The organism is uncultured Succiniclasticum sp. (genome assembly GCF_902793885.1).
Classification (GTDB): Bacteria; Bacillota; Negativicutes; order Acidaminococcales; family Acidaminococcaceae; genus Succiniclasticum.
The window spans coordinates 137,521-157,239 of sequence record NZ_CADBFF010000003.1 but is presented as its reverse complement, the minus strand read 5'-3'; the positions used below and the strand labels follow the sequence as shown (position 1 = coordinate 157,239).

15 protein-coding genes are annotated in these 19,719 nt (G+C 43.1%); all 15 read left to right on the top strand.

Annotation, left to right across the window (positions count from 1 at the left end; translation table 11 throughout):
• The first annotated feature begins 15 nt into the window (after positions 1-15).
• A complete protein-coding gene (locus tag QZV31_RS02695; protein ID WP_295357755.1) occupies positions 16-474 on the top strand; it encodes an AAA family ATPase in 459 nt (152 codons plus the stop codon).
• 400 nt (positions 475-874) lie between these two features.
• Positions 875-3,445 (top strand): DUF4268 domain-containing protein, encoded by a 2,571-nt coding sequence (locus tag QZV31_RS02690; RefSeq protein WP_295357752.1) that lies wholly within the window; start codon positions 875-877, stop codon positions 3,443-3,445.
• A gap of 90 nt (positions 3,446-3,535) precedes the next feature.
• Entirely contained in the window at positions 3,536-5,569 is a 2,034-nt protein-coding gene (locus QZV31_RS02685; protein WP_295357749.1) for a histidinol-phosphatase, read from the top strand.
• On the top strand, positions 5,529-5,843 hold the full coding sequence (locus QZV31_RS02680) for a hypothetical protein (RefSeq protein WP_295357746.1): 315 nt from the start codon (positions 5,529-5,531) through the stop codon (positions 5,841-5,843). Before QZV31_RS02685 ends, QZV31_RS02680 begins: the two co-directional genes overlap by 41 nt.
• Before the next feature lie 62 nt (positions 5,844-5,905).
• Positions 5,906-7,483: a type I restriction-modification system subunit M gene (locus QZV31_RS02675; protein ID WP_295357744.1), complete on the top strand. Its 1,578-nt coding sequence runs from the start codon at positions 5,906-5,908 to the stop codon at positions 7,481-7,483.
• Positions 7,480-8,622, top strand: a complete 1,143-nt coding sequence (locus QZV31_RS02670; RefSeq protein WP_295357741.1) for a PDDEXK nuclease domain-containing protein — start codon at positions 7,480-7,482, stop codon at positions 8,620-8,622. The genes QZV31_RS02675 and QZV31_RS02670 overlap by 4 nt, the downstream gene beginning before the upstream one ends.
• On the top strand, positions 8,619-9,839 hold the full coding sequence (locus QZV31_RS02665) for a restriction endonuclease subunit S (RefSeq protein WP_295357738.1): 1,221 nt from the start codon (positions 8,619-8,621) through the stop codon (positions 9,837-9,839). Before QZV31_RS02670 ends, QZV31_RS02665 begins: the two co-directional genes overlap by 4 nt.
• Positions 9,840-9,871: 32 nt before the next feature.
• Positions 9,872-13,129 (top strand): type I restriction endonuclease subunit R, encoded by a 3,258-nt coding sequence (locus tag QZV31_RS02660; protein WP_295357735.1) that lies wholly within the window; start codon positions 9,872-9,874, stop codon positions 13,127-13,129.
• Between the two features lie 119 nt (positions 13,130-13,248).
• Entirely contained in the window at positions 13,249-13,674 is a 426-nt protein-coding gene (locus QZV31_RS02655; RefSeq protein ID WP_295357732.1) for a PPC domain-containing DNA-binding protein, read from the top strand.
• A gap of 48 nt (positions 13,675-13,722) precedes the next feature.
• Positions 13,723-14,523, top strand: a complete 801-nt coding sequence (locus tag QZV31_RS02650) for an MBL fold metallo-hydrolase (protein WP_295357731.1) — start codon at positions 13,723-13,725, stop codon at positions 14,521-14,523.
• A gap of 240 nt (positions 14,524-14,763) precedes the next feature.
• Complete coding sequence (locus QZV31_RS02645) at positions 14,764-15,465, top strand: hypothetical protein (RefSeq protein ID WP_295357728.1); 702 nt, start codon at positions 14,764-14,766, stop codon at positions 15,463-15,465.
• Positions 15,466-15,570: 105 nt separating this feature from the next.
• The gene (locus QZV31_RS02640; RefSeq protein WP_295357725.1) at positions 15,571-17,181 is read left to right on the top strand and encodes a peptide chain release factor 3; all 1,611 of its coding nucleotides are present in this window, start codon (positions 15,571-15,573) and stop codon (positions 17,179-17,181) included.
• A 105-nt stretch (positions 17,182-17,286) separates the two neighbouring features.
• Complete coding sequence (locus QZV31_RS02635) at positions 17,287-18,024, top strand: WecB/TagA/CpsF family glycosyltransferase (protein WP_295357722.1); 738 nt, start codon at positions 17,287-17,289, stop codon at positions 18,022-18,024.
• 292 nt (positions 18,025-18,316) lie between these two features.
• Complete coding sequence (locus QZV31_RS02630; protein ID WP_295357719.1) at positions 18,317-18,943, top strand: phosphatidylserine decarboxylase family protein; 627 nt, start codon at positions 18,317-18,319, stop codon at positions 18,941-18,943.
• 57 nt (positions 18,944-19,000) lie between these two features.
• Positions 19,001-19,681, top strand: a complete 681-nt coding sequence (gene pssA / locus QZV31_RS02625) for a CDP-diacylglycerol--serine O-phosphatidyltransferase (protein ID WP_295357717.1) — start codon at positions 19,001-19,003, stop codon at positions 19,679-19,681.
• Positions 19,682-19,719 lie beyond the last annotated feature (38 nt).

Below are 19,719 nucleotides of genomic sequence, written 5' to 3'. Positions count from 1 at the left end.
ACGGAGGTTGAAGTTATGCCGGACATAGTGATTATGATAGGACTGCAGAGCAGCGGAAAGAGTACCTTTTGTGCTGCACACTATCCCGAATATACGCGGATCAATCTGGATACGCTGCGCACCCGGAAGAAGGAACATGACGCCCTCTGGCAGGCACTCAACAAAAAAGAAAACATTATCATCGACAATACGAATCCAACAAAGGCTGACAGAAATAAATATATACAGGCGGGCAGAGAGCAGAAGTACAAGATCATCGGCTGTTTCATGCAATCCCGGCTGCAGGACTGCAGAGAGCGTAACAACGCCAGAACAGGAAAAGAAAAGATTCCTGAAATAGCGATATCATGTACAGCAAATAAGCTGGAACTGCCGTATTATGACGAAGGCTTTGATGAACTGTATTACGTTAAGATAACAGACGCAGGTTTTACTGCTACATTATGCAGAGAGACAGGTATAGTGGAGGAGTAACATGTTTGATAATATTCCCTTTTTCTTCCAATTTTAGAAAAAGGGAAATTTTTATATTTTTATAGGAATAATATTATGCAATATTAATGCAGAGACATACAGAATATGATAAAATGAAATGATACAGGGATGATGTAACCATTGACGATTACGAATCGGATTATGAAGACGAAGATTTTTCTTATGAACGGCGAGAGTTCGTCGGCCGTGTAGCTAAAAGTGATGTCAGAGATAAATATATTCACAAATCTGTAGAACAGTTTTATGGTAACGGAAAAAGAAATCCTATCCGCTATATCATGAATAGGGTTGATGATGAAGGTTGATCTAAGGATTCAATTATAATTTCGTTTGGAGACAGTGCTTTTTGTACTAAGTAATAGGGATCGAGGCGCAACATATGGACGGAAAAGCAATCAAATTACTGAAATACCTGGACGGAAGCGATAAACGGTTTATTATTCCGGTATATCAGAGAAATTACAGTTGGAAAGTGGAAAACTGCCGGCAGTTATATGACGACCTGGTTAAACTCATCAGGAAGAAGAGGAAACTGCATTTTTTTGGCAGCCTGGTCAGTGTTTACAATGGGATTCAGGAAGAATTTCTTATCATTGACGGACAGCAGCGTGTAACAACGATTTCGCTTCTCCTTCTGGCCATGCATAATATTTTAAAAGAAAAAAAACTGGTTGCAAATGATAATCGTCTGATTGATAAGATTTTTGAAGAGTATTTGGTAGATAAATATGCGCCCTCTGAAAAACGGATTAAATTAAAAGCGGTCAATAAGGATCTGGAAGCCTTTGAAAAACTGTTTGACGAGGAACCTTCCGAATACATTCCCAATTCTGATGTTACCATCAATTACCAATATTTTTATGACCGGATTCTCAAGGAAGAGATTACCATTGATGAATTGTATGATGCTGTCAGTAAGCTTGTGGTCATAAACATTACTGTGGGGGAAGATGATAACCCGCAGCTGATTTTTGAAAGCCTTAATTCTACCGGCGTAGATTTAACCGAAGGTGATAAAATCCGTAACTATGTATTGATGGGGCAAAGCGCAGAGAATCAGGAGGCGTTTTATAAAAAATACTGGAGCAAAATTGAACTGTGCACAGGAAACAATAACAATGGTGTTAGTCTGTTCGTAAGGGATTACCTGAGTGTTAAACGGCAGGCCACACCGTCCATGGATAAAATTTACGTTGTTTTTAAAGCGTATGTGAATGAATCCGGGATTGCAATGGAGGAACTGTTGAATGATTTGCTGTACTATGCCCGGTTGTATGAAATGTTGCTTCAGGCAAAATTTGAAGACGGAGCTGTCAGCAGTGGCATAAGCCGTTTGAATTATATAGAAACGACAGTTTCAAGACCGTTTTTCCTTCAGGTTTTGCATTTGCATAAGCAGGGAGTTCTTTCCCTGCAAGATTTAAGAAAAATAGTTGCACTGGTGGAGAATTTCCTGTTCCGCAGAAATATCTGTGAAGTACCTACCAATGCGCTGAATAAAATTTTCCTGACATTAGATCGGGAGATCCATCGGTATGACGGAACTTACGAAAACTATGTTGAAAAAATGAAATTCGCACTTTTGTCAAAGAAGGAGAGCGGAAGATTTCCTGACGACCGGGAGTTTGCAACTGCGTTGTCCGACAAACAGGTTTATCTCATGCGGAGCCGTTATAAAAACTATTTGTTTGAACGGTTTGAAAATTTTGGCACGGAAGAAATTAAAGATGTACAAAAACTGATTGAAACTGGTAAATATACTATTGAACACATAATGCCCCAGACCTTGACGCCTGCCTGGCGTGAAGCCCTGGGAGAAGAGTATCAGCGAATACATGCACAGTGGCTTCACCGGTTGGCCAACCTGACCTTAACAGCTTACAATTCCAGTTACAGCAATAATACCTTTTTGGAAAAAAGAGATGCGGAAAATGGCTTTAAAAACAGCGGAATCCGCATGAATCAACTGATTGCGCAAAAAGAGAAGTGGACAGAGGAAGAACTGCAAGAGCGCGATGGGTATATGGTTGAAAAAGCAAAAGAAATATGGAATTATCCGCAAACAGATTATAAACCAGAAGAAAAACAGTTAGACACGGTAAGCCTGGATGATGATGTTGACCTGACCGGCAGCCAGATTGCGAAATTTTCATATAAGAATACAGAACAACCCGTTGAGAGCTGGACAGATATGTATGCAAAAGTTTTAAAGATTTTGCATACAGAAGACAGCTCCAAGCTGACAGACCTTGCCTATACCTCGGATCATGATGTTGAATTAGCATCCCATGTTTCGCACGAAGAAAAAACGTTTTCAAGTAAAGTTCAAATAGCTGAAAATATCTATGTATGGACTGGCACGGCAACACAATATAAGTTAGCAACCTTGCGCAAATTTTTTGCTGTCTTCGGCATTGATCCGTCGGAACTGGTATTTTACCTGCGAGATAAGAGCGAGCCTGATAAAACAGATACGATGCCCGAACGGTATGGAATCAGAAAAAAGTATTGGGCGTTCGCGTTGCCGTATATACAGGAAAAATTTGGACATGACGGTCCCTTCTCAAATGCAAACCCTACCACCGGGAACTGGATTAACGGGTATTTTGGCGTTAATAATTTTGCGATCTCCTTGACAGCAAACTTTGATTGCGCACGCGTCCGTTTATATTTTGGAAGTCAGGATGCCCCGAAAAATAAAGAAGCTTTTGATTTTATGTATGCGCATAAGGCTGAGATTGAGGAAGCTTTAGGGACTGCGCTTATATGGAATCGCGCGGATGATAACATTGCTTCGTTTATTGCTTATGATATGCGCGGCATCAGCGTTGGAAATGAAACCGACTGGATACAAATGGCAAAGTTTCATGCGGAATGGGGCAAAAAGTTTGCTGACGTATTACTGCCGATTTTGCAGAAGAAATATCCAGGTGTAGTTATACCGAAATAGGGTAGTTTTTATTACGGCTTGTGGCTCCCAACAGGGTATATCTATTTTTAAAATAAAAAACGTTTGAAGAAGTAGACTTGGTGATATGCTATGAAAAAGTTTGATTTACATATACATACACTACAAACAATCAGCGATCATCCTTTTACTTTTAGTTTTGAACGTTTAAAGCAATATGTTGAATGGGCAAAACTAGATGTTATCGCAATAACTAATCATAACGTCTTTGATACAGATCAATTTCGTTTTATACAAGAGAATTTGAGCAGTACTGTTACAGTGTTGCCTGGTATTGAAGTAAACGTCGGGCAAAATGCAGGTCATCTAATCATAATTACGGATAATACATTGGTTGAGGAGTTTGCCATAAAATGTTCTATTATATCAAAGGAGTTTAAAAGTAATACTGATTTTGTAACGTTAGAAAAATTAAGAGAAGTCTTTATTGACTTTGATAGATATTTTTTGATTCCTCATTATGAAAAATCGCCACGAGTTGACAGACAAATTTTAGACGATTTAAAACAATATATATGTTGTGGAGAAGTAAGTAGTGTAAAGAAGTTTGTTTATTGCAAGAAGAATAATAACAGTTTAACACCTGTCTATTTTAGTGATTGGCGCCCAGAAGAAGAAAGCGAGTTCCCGGTAAGGTCTACTTGGATTGATGTAGAAGATATTAACGTTCAAAGTCTTAAAAGAGCAGTTTTAGACAAGACAAAAGTTCAGTTGTCAGAAGAGGAAGGACATCAGGTATTTCAAGCTTTGCCTAATGTTAAGCTGTCAACTGGGTTAACAGTTATCATGGGTGGTAGATCATCAGGGAAGTCTTATACATTAAATCAGTTAGAGAAGAATTACGATAACATAAAATATATAAGACAGTTTTCGCTTTTGGAAACAAATCCGGAAAAATCAGAAGAAGATTTTAATAAAAGAATTGCGGCAAAGCAAAGTGCTGAAATGCGTGATTATTTTAGTGCATTTTCAAAAGTTGTTGACGATATAGTAAATATATCTATTCATGAAGATGAAAATGCAGTTGAATGCTATATAAATTCGTTGTTAAAAAATGCTGCTGAGATTGAAAGAGCAGATTTGTTTTCAAAATGCACTCTGTATACGGAGAGCAGTTATACAATAGCGGACCTCGAAAGTTTAAAAGATTTGATTAAGGCTGTTGAAAAATTGCTGGAAGCTCATCAGTATCAAGAAATTATCGAAAGAAATATTGACCGGAATTCTTTGAAAAAGCTTCATAAAGAATTAATAGAAAAATACATTTCAGAAAATCAAAATAATCTTAAAAAAATTTGGGTTAATGATGTAATATCCAATATTAAAATAGGCCTTCAATCAAGAACTGCCGCAACCAGAGTCGAGGATGTTGATTTCTATCAAATTCAACTTAACCGTATAAAGGTCAAAAAATTCGAGAAAATTGTTGAGAAAATTAAAAAACCCGTAGTCATTGATACACAAAATATTGAAGGATTTAGTATTCAAGTTACAAAACGACCTTTTGAAGGCGCGGGCGAATTAAAATTACAAAGTGGTCGTGTGGTTGCTTTTTCAGGGATTTTTGATAATTACCAGAATAAACCATATGAATACTTATGTGGATTAAAGCAAATTGAAATAATTCCTGTAGCAGATTATTATAAGTTTTTTGCTAAAATAGAGTACAAAATACTAAATCAATATGGTTATGAAGTTTCCGGGGGCGAAAGAGCAGAATTTAATTTATTACAAGAAATTAACGACGCATATCAATACGACATGTTACTTATTGATGAACCAGAATCTTCATTTGATAATATTTTCTTAAAAGAACGGGTAAATCATATTATTAAAGATATTTCGAGTAAGTTACCCGTAGTAATCGTAACACATAATAATACCGTGGGTGCGTCTATTAACCCAGATTACATTGTGTACACTAACAGAAAGATTATCAATCATAAAGCTGTGTTTGAAGTCTATTATGGGAAGCCTAGCAGTAAAGTGTTATGTAGTAGGAATGGTGATCAAATAAAAAGTATTGATATAACTCTTGACTGTCTTGAAGCAGGAGAGAATGCTTATGAAGAAAGGAAACATAACTATGAAATGCTTAGAGATTAAAGACGGCAAAGGTTTTTTTAGGAATAGAAATGGTAATATGGAAACACTTGATAATATTAGAAAAGATGATATTCTATATCTCTTAAATATTGCAATTAGCAATCAAGAAACTTTTGAAATGGATGATATGGAAAGTGCGACAATCAATAATCAGGCACATATTATAATATACCGTAACTTGGGTGATAAATTTAAAGAAATACTTAATAACAAAACTCGATTTTTAGAAGAGAGTGAGAGTATTTATAAAGATGCATTACAAAAGTATCAATAACACATAACGAGTTTTCTGTATAATAAAAATAAATAAAATGATGTACCAAGGAGCCTAACACCATGGTTGACACAAAAAAAGAGCAAGAGCGAGACGAATTGCACAAAGCAATATGGAGTATCGCCGATGATTTGCGGGGCAGTGTGGACGGCTGGGATTTTAAATCCTATGTTCTCAGCACCATGTTCTACCGTTTCATATCAGAGAATCTGACCAATTACATTAACGATGGCGAGATTGCTGCCGGTAATACGGATTTTGATTATTCTGCACTGACAGACGGCGCAATTGATGAAGAAGCACGGAAGGATTTGATTGATGAAAAAGGTTTTTTCATTTATCCTTCGGAATTGTTTTGCAATATTCGCAAACGTGCAGACAAAGATGAAAATCTGAATGAAACGCTGGAAAGCATCTTTAATCACATTGAAGATTCTGCAAAGGGCAGCGATAGTGAAGCGGACTTTGCCGGGTTGTTCGATGATTTTGATGTGAACAGTAACAAATTGGGCGCAACCGTTGCGAAACGTAATGAAAAACTGGTGAAGCTTCTTAATGGAGTCGGCGAAATGAAGCTGGGCGATTATAAGCAGAACACCATTGACGCATTCGGTGACGCCTATGAATACTTAATGACCATGTATGCTTCCAATGCCGGCAAAAGCGGCGGCGAGTTTTATACACCGCAGGAGGTTTCTGAACTGCTGACGCGGTTGGCCATTGTTGGTAAAACGGAAATCAATAAAGTGTATGATCCGGCTTGCGGTTCTGGCTCCTTGCTGTTAAAAGCAGCGAAAATATTAGGAAAAGAGCATGTGCGTCAGGGCTTTTTTGGCCAGGAAGTTAATATAACAACTTATAACCTTTGTCGTATCAACATGTTTTTGCATGATATTGATTACGATAAATTTGATATTGCCTGTGAAGATACATTGATTAGTCCTCAGCATTGGGATGATGAACCTTTTGAAGTCATTGTGTCTAATCCGCCGTACAGTATCAAATGGGCTGGCGACGATAATCCGTTGCTCATAAATGATCCGCGCTTTTCTCCGGCAGGGGTGCTGGCGCCGAAATCAAAAGCAGATTTGGCTTTTATTATGCATTCCCTGAGCTGGTTAGCGGCAAATGGTACCGCGGCGATTGTTTGCTTCCCCGGCATCATGTATCGCGGTGGCGCAGAGCAGAAAATCAGAAAATATCTGGTGGACAACAACTACATTGACTGTGTAATCCAGTTGCCGCCCAACTTATTCTTTGGTACTTCCATTGCCACTTGCATCATGGTACTGAAACGAAACAAGGCAGACAGTAAGATTTTATTTATCGATGCGTCCAATGAATTTATAAAGATAACGAACAACAATAAGCTTACCGATGCAAACATAGCCCATATTGTGGATGCCTTTGTAAAACGTGAGGATGCAGAATATTTCTGCAAGCTGGCAACCTATGATGAAGTGAAAGAGCAGAATTATAATTTGTCCGTCAGTACCTATGTGGAACGAAAGGATACGCGTGAACAAATTGATATTGTAAAACTGAATGCAGAAATTAAAGAAATCGTTGCCCGTGAACAGGTGCTGCGCGATGAAATAGATAGTATCATTGCGGAGATTGAAGGAGGGCAAGGCGCATGAGCAGTAAGCTGATCAAACAAGATGATTCATACCGGAATTGGATACAGGAAGTCAGTAAGAGATTCCGGCAAAGCCAGTTAAAAGCTGCAATCAAAGTTAACAGCGAAATGTTGCGCTTTTACTGGATATTGGGGCGCGATATGGATGCCAAGAAAGAGTCTTATGCGTGGGGAAGTAGGTTTTATAATCAGGTTAGCAAAGATTTTAGTGATGAACTACCTGATGTAAAGTCTTTTTCACCGAGAAACCTTCTCTACATGCACCAATTTTACAAATTGTTCCCAGACGCACTATTTGTGCCTCAGACGGATGTAAAATTACCGGAAACCGTAATTACGCAACAACCTGTTTCGCAATTTGATTTAACAAAAACTGCGCAACAGCCTGTTTCACAAAATGATACTCTAAAAGAAATATTTATGATTCCCTGGGGTCATGTAGTACAGATATTAAATAAATGTAGAGGAGATAAAGAAAAAGCGTTGTTCTATGTGCATAAAACGATTGAAAACAATTGGTCCAGAGCCGTCCTGTTAAATTTTCTTAGTACAGATTTGTACGAACGCCAGGGAAAGGCTGTTACGAATTTTGCGTTAACGCTGCCTGCGCCGCAGAGCGATCTGGCCCAGGCCGTTACGCGCGATCCATACAATTTTGATTTCCTTACCATTCGTGAAAGGTATGATGAAAAAGAACTTAAAGACGCTCTGATGAATAACATTGAAAAACTATTGCTGGAACTTGGTAATGGATTTGCATTTGTCGGACGTGAGGTACGGCTTGAAATTGGTGAAACGGAAAACTTCATTGACATGCTCTTCTATAACATAAAACTGCACTGCTATGTTGTGGTAGAAGTTAAGGTAAGAGAATTCGAATCCGGCGATATGGGGCAGCTTGGAACATATATGGTAGCAGTGAATCATCAGCTGAAGGGGGAACAGGATACTCCGACGCTGGGATTATTGATTTGCCGTTCGAAAGACAACGTTAAAGCAAAGTATGCTTTGGAAGCAAGCAGCCAGCCGATGGGAATTTCGGAATATGATATCAGTCACTTTATGCCGGAAAATTATCGCAGCTCTCTTCCCACAATAGAAGAGATTGAGGCAGAATTAGCCGGAGGGCAGAACGTATGAGTAAGCTAGATAAACTGATTGCGGAATTGTGCCCGAATGGAGTTGAGTACAAAAGACTTAAAGATGTTGCAACAATTACCAGGGGTGGCAGCTTTCAGAAAAAAGATTATGAAGAAAGCGGTTTCCCTTGTATTCACTATGGGCAAATCTATACTCTTTATGGGTTATTTGTTGAAGAAACGGCAAGCTTTATCGGCGACATGGTTGCAGCTAAACAAAAAAAGGCTGTTACAAATGATATCATAATGGCTGTTACCAGTGAAAATATTGAAGATGTATGCAAGTGTGTAGCTTGGCTTGGAGATGGCGAGGTTGCAGTGAGCGGACATACTGCTATTATCCATCATACACTTGATCCAAAGTATTTGGTTTATTATCTTCATTCATCAATGTTTTATAGCCAAAAAGTTAAATTGGCGCATGGTACAAAAGTCATTGAAGTAAAACCGGATTCATTAGGAGAGATAAGGCTCCCTGTACCTCCTCTGGAGGTGCAACGCGAAATTGTCCGTATGCTGGACAATTTCACATTCCTTACAGCCGAGCTTACAGCCGAGCTTACAGTTCGGCAAAAGCAATTTGATTATTATAGAAATATATTATTGACATTCCATAGTAGTAGTAATGCTAAAATGAAGACGTTAAAGGATATTTGTATAAAAATATCATCCGGTGGGACGCCAAATACAAGTATTTCGTCATATTATGATGGCGATATTCCATGGTTAAGAACCCAAGAAGTTGATTTTAATGAAATAAACGAAACGGCAATGTACATAACAGAAGAAGGGTTGAATAATTCTTCAGCTAAATGGATACCAAAGCATTCTGTTATAGTTGCTATGTATGGCGCAACTGTTGGAAAAGTTGCGTTTACTTCTATTCCTGTTACTACTAATCAAGCTTGTTGTAATCTAGAAATAAATAGTAATGTAGCAAATTATAAATATGTATTTTATTGGCTTTCAAAAGAATATGAATATATCAAATCGTTAGGTCAGGGAAGTCAAACAAATATCAATGCTCAAATTGTAAAAAACTTAAAAATAGCAATTCCTGAATTATCAGAACAGGAAAGAATAGTGGAATGCTTGGATAAGTTTAATGGTATTTGCAGGAGTTTAACTAGTGGCATCCCTGCCGAAATCGCAGCACGGCAAAAGCAATACGAGTATTACAGGGATAAACTGCTAACGTTCAAAGAATTAAACGCATAATATAACAGAACAAATATTGCAGGAGATCTATCATGAGCGAGTACAATATTATTATCTCTACCAGTGAAAGCACAGTTGTAACAGAATACGAACCCCAGGGAAAACGGTCGGACGCATACCAGAGCGAAGCGGCTTTGGAGAAGGCGTTTATTCAGCAGCTTTCCGGGCAGGGATATGAGTATTTGCAGATTCATGATTCTGATGCATTGGTTTCCAATCTTCGTAAGCAACTGGAAAAGTTAAATAATTACACATTTACAGAAAACGAATGGCAACGTTTCTTCTCCCAGAATATTGCCAACACTAATGAAGGAATTGAAGACAAAAGCCAAAAGATTCAGGAAGACAATGTGCAGGTGTTGAAGCGTGATGACGGGTCAACCAAGAACATTACGCTGATTGATAAGAAAAACATTCATAACAATTATCTGCAGGTACTGAATCAGTACACGGAGAAAAGCGGCAATTATGATAACCGGTACGATGTTACCATATTGGTGAACGGTCTGCCGTTGGTTCATGTGGAACTGAAACGCCGGGGTGTGGCGCTGAAAGAAGCCTTCAATCAGATTAACCGGTATCAGCGCGACAGCTTCTGGGCGGGTGCCGGTTTGTACGAGTATGTACAGATCTTTGTGATTTCCAATGGCACTCATACCAAGTATTATTCCAATACTACCCGGTTCAGCGCTATCAAAGAGCATGAGAACGGGAAGAAGAAATCTAAAAAGACCAGCAACAGTTTTGAGTTTACTTCCTATTGGGCTGCTGCCGATAATAAGGTGATTCCCGATCTTGTTGATTTTACGAAAACATTTTTTGCCAAGCATACGCTGCTGAATATTTTGACCAAGTATTGCGTGTTCACTTCGGAGCGTATGCTAATGGTGATGCGTCCGTATCAGATTGTAGCTACGGAACGGATCATTAACCGGATTGAGATTGCCACCAATTATAAACGGATGGGAACACTGGCTGCAGGTGGTTATATCTGGCATACCACGGGTTCCGGTAAAACGTTGACGTCTTTTAAGACGGCACAACTGGTTTCACGGTTGGGGTACATAGATAAGGTTTTGTTTGTGGTAGATCGGAAAGATTTGGACTACCAGACCATGAAAGAGTATGACCGCTTTGAAAAAGGCGCTGCCAATGGCAACCGGAGCACTGCGGTATTAACACGGCAGCTGGAAAACCGGGACAGCAAGGGAAATCCCCACGACTATAAAATCATTGTTACCACTATCCAAAAGTTGGATAATTTTATCAAACGGAATCCTAATCACCCGGTGTATCAGCAGCATTGCGTTCTGATTTTTGACGAATGCCATCGTTCACAGTTTGGTGATATGCATGTAAGTATCACTAAGAATTTCAAGAATTATCATATTTTCGGCTTTACCGGCACACCAATTTTTGCAGAGAACTCCGGGGCGGGCAAGCATCATAATTTGAAGACGACGGCCCAGGCATTTGGCGACAAACTGCACACCTATACCATCGTGGATGCTATCAACGATGGCAACGTGTTGCCGTTCCGCATTGATTACGTGAACACAGTGAAAGAAAAATCTTCTGTAAGAGATAAACAGGTGAAAGCAATCGACACGGAAGCAGCGTTGCTTGGCGCACAGCGTATCGCTAACGTGACAAACTACATTCTGGAACATTTTAACCAAAAGACAAAACGCGGGGAAGGGTTTTATTCTTTTTCCAAGTTGATGAACATAGCGGAGGTAGCCAAGAACTCTGGTTTGGAAGAAAAGAAACAAAAACTTCGGCTGAACGGATTTAATTCGATTTTTGCTGTTGCTTCTATTGAAGCGGCCAAACGGTATTATTTAGAATTTAAAAAGCAAATGGCTGAACATCCGGAAAACGCCTTAAAAGTTGCAACTATCTACAGTTACGGCGTGAATGAAGACGAAGATCCGGAGGGATTTCTGGATGATGAAAATTCAGACAGCACGGATGAACTGGATGCTTCTTCCCGGGATTTTCTGGGAAAGGCTATTGCAGATTACAATAAAATGTACGGAACCGCATATGATACGTCTTCTGAAAAATTCCCGAATTATTATAAAGATTTGTCATTACGTATGAAGAACCGGGAAGTGGATCTGTTGATTGTGGTCAACATGTTTCTGACCGGTTTTGATGCTACCACCCTGAATACACTGTGGGTAGATAAGAATTTGAGGCAGCATGGTCTGATTCAGGCGTTCAGCCGTACCAACCGGATTCTGAATTCGGTAAAGACCTTTGGCAATATCGTCTGCTTCCGGGATTTGCAGGCAGCGACGGATGCGGCTATCGGTCTATTCGGGGATAAAGATGCCAGCGGTATTGTTTTGCTGAAATCTTATAACGACTATTACTATGGTTACACAGATGAAAATGGGAAAAAACAGAAAGGCTATGAAGAACGCATTGCCGAACTGGTGCAAAAATATCCGCTGAACCAGCAGATCATCGGGGAAAGTGCGAAGAAAGATTTTATCGTTTCCTTTGGCAATATTCTGCGGCTGCGCAATATCCTGTCATCTTTTGATGATTTTTCAGGCAATGAGATTCTGTCGATGATTGATTTTCAGGATTACACAGGTATTTACAACGATTTGTATGTAGAATTCAGGCCACAGACTGAAAAGGAAAAAATCAACGACGACATTGTCTTTGAAATGGAACTGGTCAAGCAGATTGAGGTAAACATTGATTACATCCTGATGCTGGTAGCCAAATATCACAAGAGCAACTGCAAGGACAAACAAGTGTTGATTGCCATTGACAGAGCAATCAAATCCAGTTTGCAGTTGCGAAGCAAAAAAGAACTGATTGAAAACTTCATTAATACCATCAATGCAGATACCGATGTGCAGCGTGATTGGCGCAAATTTGTTAAAGAGCAGGAAGAAACCGATTTAAATAATCTGATTGCAGAAGAAAAATTGAAAGCGAAAGACACCCGGAAGTATGTTGAAAATGCTTTCCGTGATGGCGCATTGAAAACAACCGGCACAGATATTGATAAAATACTGCCGCCTGTTTCCCGTTTCGGCGGCGGGCGAGCCAAGAAAAAGCAAACAGTTTTGGAAAAGCTGAAAGCATTCTTTGAAAAATATTTTGGGTTGGGGATTCATGATTCTGATGAAGATGAAGTAGAGAAGGTTGCTTATGATACTGAAGAAACAAAATTAGAAATGGCAGCAGAAGATCAAGAATCGTTAGTGGAAAGCGCAAAGAAGAATAGTGAGCTTACAAGTTTAATTGTGGAAACAGTTGAGGAATAGAAACGAATCTGCATGACACTCTGGATTGAGAAAACGAATACAGAGGATGATTCCTTCTATGCCTTGTTCACTGTAGAGAGTCGCTTAACTGAAAACCATTTTAACTGAGGAGGTACCAAATGGAATTTCAAAAGTTTGCGGATACGTATGTAGTACGACTGGACAAGGGAGAGGAAATTATTGCGTCTCTCCAGAAATTGTGTGAAACGGAACAGATTGCGCTGGCCAGTGTTACGGGTATCGGCGCGGCCGATCATGCGGTGGTCGGGTTATACGATGTGGGGAAGCGCCAGTATCACAAAACAGAACTGAACGGCCCTATGGAGATTACCTCCCTGATGGGGAACGTGACACAGAAAGAGGGGGCGGTGTATCTTCATCTGCATATTAATCTGTGCAATACGAAAATGCAGATTATGGGCGGTCATTTAAATGAGTGCCGGATCGGCGCCACGGGGGAAATCGTGGTTCGTACGCTGCCCGGCAAGGTGGAACGCCTGCTGGATGAAACGGTGACGGGGCTGAATCTGTTCCGGTTTGTGTAAAGAATGTTTTGGATTGTTTTTGTTTTATTTTGGAGGGGGGGAGCATTCATGATTAAATTTCTTGCCACGTTACTGTTTTGTGTATGCACATCCGTGTCTGCCTGGGCAGGCAATATGGAGACGGTTACTCTTTTCGACAAGCAGTCGCACCCGGACACGTCCATACTTATGGGAGCGAATACGGAACAGAAGGCCAAATACTTCCCGGACGGAAAAATGGAGGGGAATGTGCTGGCGTTTCTCGTGAAAATAAAAGGACGTGAAATTTTGTTTGATACCGGTCTGCCTGACGGCCGTATCGCAGCGGATCTGAAGAAAAACGGGCGGGCGGCCGCTGACGTGAAGACCATTCTGCTGACCCATCTGCACCGGGACCATTACGGCGGACTGGTAGACGCGTCAGGAAAGGCCGCGTTCCCCAATGCAACGGTGTATGTCAGCAGGGCGGAACGGGCTTACTGGGTCGAAGAAAAGAAAGACGTAAATGTGATTCATGCCCTTGCACAGTATGCAGGCAGAGTGCATGAGTTCGGGCCCGGTGATAAGGTGATGCCGGGGGTGAAGGCGCTGGATACCAGCGGACATACGCCGGGCCATGTTTCGTTTTTGCTGAAAAACGGCAGGGAAAGGCTGCTGATCCTCGGCGACCTCATCCATTTCCCGCGGATCCAGCTCCCCCTTCCCGAAGTTGCGGTCAGGTATGATGTGGATCCGGACAAGGCCGTGCAGGTTCGCAAACGGATCTTTGACTATGCGTGTGAAAACAAGATTCCGGTGGCCGGCATGCACATCCCGTTTCCCGGTACGTTGAAACTAAAGAAGACCGGCACAGGGTATGAGGCGTATTGATCAGTCATTCTTATAATGCATCACACTTTTTGAAATGGGGAAGTTCTCACCATAGGCGTAGTAAAAAACGGAAATCCCGGAGCGAACCGGTGCAGGGCAGCTGTGCCGGATATGCAGCCCCGGGATTTTTTTAGGAAAGGAAGGATTAAAAATTCTGGAATGGATGTGGATTCCTCCCCGTTGTTGTGATATAATATTATGTATTTTATTTTCGGCAATTCAGGATTAAAGGAGTTCGCTATGATTCGTACATTGTCTCTGACCTGTTCCCGCTGCGGCAAAGCCTTCAGCGCCCAGGATCATTTGTATTATCAGGACGATTTTTCCGTGCAGAGTTTTCAGGATATTAAGCTGGTCTGTGATGACTGCATCCGGGCCTGGAAAGAGAAATGGCAGATTGCCCATGCGGAGTTTCATGAGCATAATTATGTGCTGACCGTTACTATTACGCTTCAGGACGGAACGGTGTATGAAAATATGGACTGCACGCCGATGGAAGATACGGAATCGGTGATTACCGGGGAAGATATTCCGCCGGAAGCGCAGCATGCGCTGTATGAGTATTATGTTGCCTTTGCCCGGCAGCGGGAAGCGCAGCAGCTGAAGGACTGCTTCTTCTCCAAAGGGGAAGACGGGAAAATGGTTGCCGACTTGACCACGGTGGGCGGCGAGCAGTATGACAAGCTGGCCTTTTCCGTGGAAGAAGGGTATCTGAAAACGGAGCAGGACGTGCCGGATTATATTTTGGAAGGTCTGGTTACCGCGTACAAATCGTATCTGGCCCAGGAGCAGATGCTTTCCACCGCGTCCCAGCCTGCGCCCCGTATGCCCCAGCGTAAGCCCATGCCGGAAAGCCAGTGGAATACCGGCGACAGTTATGGAAGCGGCAATACAGGCGGCGGTTTCGGGCGCCGGAACAAAAATCCCTTCGGGGGATTTTAATTGAGGATTGTAATAAATACTTGCAAATAAAAAGTAGATTTGCCTGACGGATGCCTTTCAGGGAATGGGGATCCGGGGACAGGAAAAGAAAATTTGGGAGATGCCATGAGCGAATTAAAAGAAAAAATAGAGAAACGGCGTACTTTTGCCATCATTTCGCATCCGGACGCCGGTAAAACCACCTTAACCGAAAAGCTGCTGTTATACGGCGGCGCCATCCATCTGGCAGGCAGTGTAAAAGCCAGAAAGGCAAACAAGCATGCCGTTTCCGACTGGATGGAAATTGAAAAGCAGCGCGGGATCTCCGTTACTTCTTCGGTGCTGCAGTTTGATTACCAGGGGTTCCGTGTCAATATTCTGGATACGCCAGGGCATCAGGACTTTTCGGAAGACACGTACCGCACCCTGATGGCGGCGGACAGCGCCATCATGCTGATTGACGCGGCCAAAGGCGTGGAACCCCAGACCAAGAAGCTGTTCTGGGTCTGCCACCGCCGGCATCTGCCGATTTTTACGTTTATCAATAAGCTGGACCGTTTCGGCCGGGAGCCCCTGGACCTGATGGAAGAAGTGGAAAAGATTCTGCAGATCAAGGTGTATCCCATCACCTGGCCGGTAGGTCTGGACGGAAAATATAAAGGCGTGTATAACCGCCTGACCCGGGAAGTTTCTTTATTTAAAACGGATGCCAGCCACGGCAGCAAACAGCTGGAAGAATTTTCCGCGGACATCGACGATCCCCGCATTAAGGAAATGATCGGGGAGGAACTGTTCGAAGCGCTGCTGGGTGACATTGAGCTGCTGGACATGGCAGGGGAAGAATTCCATATCGAAGACGTGTTAAAAGGGGAGCTGACCCCCATGTTCTTCGGCAGTGCCATGACCAACTTCGGTGTGCAGGAGTTTTTGGAAAAGTTTCTGGAAATGTCTCCGGCGCCCCAGCCCCGCACCCTGTTAAACGGCGATGTGCTGGAACCGGACAATCCGCTGTTCAGCGCGTTTGTCTTTAAGATCCAGGCGAATATGAATCCGGCCCACCGTGACCGCATCGCGTTCATGCGCATCTGTTCCGGCGAATTTGATAAAGGCATGACGGTGTATCACGCCCAGAGCGGGAAACCGGTAAAGCTGGCCCAGCCCCAGCAGTTTCTGGCTCAGGAACGGACCATTGTGGAGAAGGCGTACCCCGGGGACATCATCGGTCTGTTTGATCCGGGCATCTTCGGCATCGGCGACAGTCTCAGCGATGAGAAACTGAAATTACGGTTTGAGGATTTTCCCGTGTTTCCGGCGGAAATTTTTGCCCGGGTGCAGCCGAAAGATTCCCTGAAGCGGAAACAGTTTGAAAAGGGGATCCTGCAGCTTTCCCAAGAGGGCGCCGTGCAGGTGTTTACCCAGAAGCATGTGGGCCTGGAAAGTTTTATCGTGGGCGTCGTGGGGCAGCTGCAGCTGGAAGTGCTGGAATACCGTCTGAAGAATGAATACAACGCCCAGCTTGTGATGACGCAGCTTCCTTTTACCGTGGCCCGCTGGGTCTATGCGGAGAAGCCGGAGGATATTGAAAAACTCCGGGGTCTTGATAACGGCATGCTGGTGTATGATAAAAAAGACCGCCCGGTGATTTTAGTGAATAATGAATGGGCGCTGAACTGGATTCTGCAGCGCAATCCGGGATTGGAGTTCCTGATTGTGCCGTCCGATAAGGCGACCGTGTAAGTGAGTTGCGATGGCGACAGTGTAAACGGGTTGCGCGGACAAAACGTTTTTGTGAGCGATCACGTTTTTTCCGGTAAAAATGCAACAGAATAAAGGTTTGGAAGTATGAAAGAGATTGCAACAATTTTAGGTGTGCCTGTGGTACCGTACACCATGGACGAAGCGGTAGCAAAGCTGACGCAGGATACGCTGCAGCGGAAACGAAACTTTGTGGTCACGGCCAATGCGGAAATTATTATGATGGCCCAGGATGACAAAGAATATAAAACCCTGCTGGCGGAAACGGCGGATTTGATTCTGCCGGACGGAGCCGGAACGGTGTGGGCCGGAAACTATCTGGGCTATACCGTACCGGAACGGGTCGCGGGGTATGATTTATATCTGCGTCTGCTGGAAGAAGCCGCAAGAAATAAAATTCCGGTTTACTTTTTCGGCGGAAAACCCGGCATTGCGGAAGAAGCGGCGGCGGAAGGCAAACGCCGTTGGCCCGGTTTGCATGTGGCCGGCTGCCGCAACGGGTATTTTTCGGCGGAAGAAGAACCGGAAATTATAGAAGACATCAACCGGAGCGGGGCAGCCATGCTGTTCGCCGCCTTAGGCGCGCCCAAACAGGAAAAGTGGCTGGCACAATACCGTGACCGGTTAAAGCCCAGTTTGCTGATGGGCATCGGCGGCAGTTTTGATGTGCTGGCCGGAAAAATGCAGCGGGCGCCCAAATGGATGCAGGACGCCAAACTGGAATGGCTCTTCCGTCTGATGAAACAGCCCAGCCGTTTTGGAAGAATGCTGGCGCTGCCAAAATTCGTTTTTGCGGTGCGCGATGAAAAAAGCAAGAAAAAATAACTAAATATTGTAGACAAATTTGGTTTTACATACTATAATGTACAAGTTAATGTTAGTATAGATGTTTTTCAGAGATTACGCAGGATAAATTTTCCGGTACAAAACGGAGGAAGGAACGCGTAGTGAAGCTACGCTGACCGACGACAACGTGGTACAGGGAAAATATAGATAATTACGCAGGATAACTTTCCCGGTACAAGGCGGAGGAGGGAACGCGTAGTAAGACCTACGCGGACTGACGACAACGCAGTACATGGAAATTTAGACAAGTAAGAGAAAGGAGGCCGCTCACATGCATATCGTACGACAGGGATACCCCTTTATTACCGGCGCACTGGTGCTGGCAGTTGTCTGCTTTATTGCGTTCGGAATTCACATTGCGGTAATTCCGGTAGTGCTGGCCTGCTATTTTGCATATTTTTTCCGTAATCCGGAACGAACCGTCAACCCGGATGCGTCCCTGTTATATTCTCCGGCCGACGGAACCGTCATGGGCGTAACGGAGTTTTTTGACGAGGAGTTCTTAAACGCAAAGGCCAAAAAGGTTACGATTTTCCTTTCGGTCTTCAATGTACATGTGAACCGGAGTCCGGCGGAAGGAACCATAAAGTTCCAGCGGTACACGGTAGGGGATTTCCTGCCGGCCTTTAATAAAAAGGCTACGTTTGAAAACGAACGGTTCGCCATGGGGATTGAGAATGACCGTATGAAAATTCTGGTCATCCAGATTGCCGGCATTCTGGCCCGGCGTATCGATAACTGGGTCAATCTGGGCAACCATCTGGACCAGGGCGAAGTGTACGGCATGATCAAATTCGGTTCCTGTACGGAACTGGTCGTGCCTGCCGATGTGGAGATCCTTTGCAAAAAAGGGGATAAGGTGAAAGGCGGCATTACGGTATTGGGCCGTACAAACTAACCGGGAAGTTTGACACGCTTCCGCTAACAGCATCTCGAAGCTTGGGAGGACATTCGCGTGAATTATAAACGCATCGTACCTAACACCATCAGCGGTATCAGTTTAGTGTTGGGCGTTTTTTCCATTTTTTATACGCAGGAACAGAATTATTATATGGCGGCCGTCTGTATCGTCCTGTCCGTTGTGGCGGATTCGTTAGACGGAAGGGCTGCCCGTGCCCTGGGTGTGCAGGGTCCTTTCGGAGTAGAGATGGATTCCCTTTGCGATCTGGGAGCCTTTGGTGTGGCGCCTGCGATTTTAATTTATCAGTTCGCCTTGACAGACCTGGGCTGGTGGGGTAAAATAATCGCCGGACTGTACACGTTCTTCGGCGCCATGCGGCTGGCCCGCTTTAATGTGAACACCTCTGTGGTGCACGGATATTTCCAGGGCATGCCCATTCCGGCAGGAGCCTGTTGTATCGCCACCTATGTGATTTCCGGATTTAATTTTACGCCGGTTGCGGCAGGCATCATGACGCTGGCAGTCGCCCTCATCCTGTACAGCAACGTAAAGTTTCCGGATTTTAAGGGAAAGGGCAATCCCATGTACCGCTATCCCGTGATTATTGCGGTTTTGATCGGCGCGTATCTGTTGTGGCAAAAGCCTTCCGGCTGGCCTTTTGTAGGTATGTTTACCTATTTTATTGCCGGTGTGATAAATGCTGTGTATTGTATGTTGTTTGTAAAAGAAGAATAAGGATTTGTGAAAGAAGAATAGGAAAGGATAGGGTGCAT